At 72.4% G+C, this 2,896-nt stretch carries 2 protein-coding genes; both read left to right on the top strand.

Features of this window, described 5'->3' with window-relative positions; all coding sequences use genetic code 11:
* Nucleotides 1-101 precede the first annotated feature (101 nt).
* Entirely contained in the window at nt 102-983 is an 882-nt protein-coding gene (locus ACFU0Y_RS17745; protein WP_380216220.1) for a ribonuclease Z, read from the top strand.
* 206 nt (nt 984-1,189) lie between these two features.
* On the top strand, nt 1,190-2,875 hold the full coding sequence (locus ACFU0Y_RS17750; RefSeq protein WP_380216222.1) for a ribonuclease J: 1,686 nt from the start codon (nt 1,190-1,192) through the stop codon (nt 2,873-2,875).
* Nucleotides 2,876-2,896 lie beyond the last annotated feature (21 nt).

The following is a 2,896-nucleotide window of genomic DNA, read 5'->3' on the forward strand; positions in this document are numbered from 1 at the left end:
CGCCTCCCGGGCGGGGCGCGCCGGCGGTCCGCCGGTCCTGCGGCGCCCGCGCCGGACGGCCCCGGGCGCGCAGGACACCCCCGGATGGCACACTCGGTCCCATGCGTGAGCTCGTCGTCCTCGGCACCGCCTCCCAGGTCCCCACGCGGACCCGCAACCACAACGGACACCTGCTGCAGTGGGACGGCGAGGGCCTGCTCTTCGACCCCGGCGAGGGCACGCAGCGGCAGCTGATCCGCGCCGGCGTCCCGGTCTCCCGCATCACGCACATCTGCCTCACCCACGTCCACGGCGACCACTGCTACGGGCTCCCCGGGGTGCTCTCGCGCATGGTCCTCGACGGCGTGGCGCACCCGGTCCACCTGCACTACCCGGCCTCCGGCGAGGACGTGGTCCGCGCGCTCGTGTCCCTCGCGAGCCCCGGCACGGATTTGCGCCTGCACCCGCACGGAAGCGGCGGGACGGTGGCGCCGGGACTGGAGGTGCGGCCGCTGCACCACCGCGTGGAGACCTACGGCTACCGGCTCGCGGAGCCCGACGGCCGCACCATGCTGCCGGACCGGCTCGCGGCCGCCGGGATCACCGGCCCGGACGTCGGACGGCTGCAGCGGGAGGGGCGGCTGGCCGGGGTGCCCCTCGAGGACGTGAGCACCCGGCGCGCAGGACAGCGCTTCGCCCTCGTCATGGACACGGCGCCGTGCCGGGGCGCCGAGGAGCTCGCCGACGGGGCCGACCTGCTCGTGGCCGAGTCCACGTTCGCCGACGACCACGCCGACCTCGCCGCACGGTACCGTCACCTCACCGCCGGCCAGGCCGGTGCGCTGGCCGGCGCCGCCGGTGTCGGCACCCTCGTCCTCACCCACTTCTCGTCCCGGTACCCCGACGTCTCCGGGCTCGCGCAGCAGGCCCGGGCCCGCGCGGGCGGAGCCGTCGTGCTGGCCGCCCAGGACCTGGACCGGTTCCCCCTCCCGCGCAGGCGGTGACCGGTGACCGGCTGTTCCGGGCGCCCCGCCCGAGCGCTCCGCCCCTCCCCCGCGCCGCCCCGCGCCGCCCCGCGGTCCCCCGACACCCTGACCCGACGTTAGAGTTGTTCCAGACTTCTCGGGGCAATCCGGCCCCGCAAGCGGCCCCGGCTCGACGAGAGCCGTCCGCGCGACCTCGATACACCCCACGACGAAAGCGGAATACTTTGACCAACTCCTCCCGCAAGCTCAAGTCCCCGCCCTCGCTGCCCTCCGGCGGGCTGCGGATCACCCCGCTCGGCGGCCTGGGCGAGATCGGCCGGAACATGACCGTCTTCGAGCACGCCGGCAAGCTGCTCGTGGTCGACTGCGGAGTGCTGTTCCCCGAGGAGCACCAGCCGGGCATCGACGTGATCCTGCCCGACTTCACCTCCATCCGGGACCGGTTGGGCGACATCGTCGGCATCGTGCTCACGCACGGCCACGAGGACCACATCGGCGGGGTGCCCTATCTGCTCAAGGAGCGCCCGGACATCCCGGTGATCGGCTCCGAGCTGACCCTGGCGTTCATCACCTCCAAGCTCAAGGAGCACCGGATCACGCCGAAGACGGTCCACGTCGAGGCCGGCGACCGGCACCGGGCGGGCCCGTTCGACTGCGAGTTCGTCGCCGTCAACCACTCCATCCCGGACAGCCTGGCGGTCGCGATCCGCACCGACGCCGGGCTGGTGCTGCACACCGGCGACTTCCGCATGGACCAGTTCCCGCTGGACGACCGGATCACCGACCTGCGCCACTTCGCCCGGCTGGGCGACGAGGGCGTGGACCTGTTCCTCACCGACTCCACCAACGCCGAGGTCCCCGGCTTCACCACCTCCGAGCAGGAGCTGACCCCGGCGATCAACCAGGTCTTCGCCACCGCCCCGAAGCGGATCATCGTCTCCAGCTTCGCCTCTCACGTCCACCGGATCCAGCAGGTCCTGGACGCCGCCCACGCCCACGGGCGCAAGGTCGCCTTCGTGGGCCGGTCCATGGTCAAGAACATGGGCATCGCCCGGGACCTGGGCTATCTGAAGATCCCGCGCGGACTGGTGGTCGACTTCAAGAAGCTCGCCTCCATGCCCGACGCGAAGGTCACCCTGGTGTGCACCGGGTCCCAGGGCGAGCCGCTGGCCGCACTCTCGCGGATGGCCAACGAGACCCACCAGATCCAGCTCAACCCCGGGGACACGGTGCTCATGGCGAGCTCGCTGATCCCGGGCAACGAGAACGCGATCTACGGGATCATCAACAAGCTCACCGACCTCGGCGTGAAGGTCGTGCACAAGGGCAACGCCAAGGTGCACGTCTCCGGGCACGCCTCGGCCGGGGAGCTGGTCTACTGCTACAACATCGTCAAGCCCACCCACGTGCTGCCCGTGCACGGGGAGTCCAAGCACCTGCACGCCAACGCCGAGCTGGCGATCCGCACCGGCGTGGACCCGGAGAACGTGCTGATCGGCCGGGACGGCACCGTCATCGACCTCGTCGACGGCAGGGCCCGGATCTCGGGCCGGGTGGAGGCCGGGCTGGTCTACGTGGACGGCCACACCGTGGGCAAGGTCACCGAGGAGACCCTGGTGGAGCGGCGGCTGCTGCAGGAGGGCGGGGTGGTCACGGTCGTGGCCATCGTCGACGCCGACACCAACGCGCTGGCCGAGCCGCTGGAGTTCCTCGCCAAGGGCTTCGTGCACGACGAGCACGTCTTCGACGGGGCCGCCGACAAGGTGAAGAACGCCCTGGCGCGGCCGGCGACCTCCAAGGTCGCCGACCTGGACGAGCTCGAGGCGATCATCGCCGAGACCGTCTCCCGCCACCTCGAGCGCGCCTACCGGCGGGCCCCGCTCGTGACGGTCGTCGTCGTCGACGCCTGAGCCGCCCGCCCGCCCCGGCCG

It is taken from the genome of Kocuria sp. NPDC057446, from assembly GCF_042802875.1.
In the GTDB taxonomy this organism is placed as follows: Bacteria; Actinomycetota; Actinomycetes; order Actinomycetales; family Micrococcaceae; genus Kocuria.

Coding starts and splice junctions, on each gene's coding strand:
- ACFU0Y_RS17745 (WP_380216220.1), top strand. CDS start 102: ATGCGTGAGCTCGTCGTCCTCGGCACCGCCTCCCAGGTCCCCACGCGG.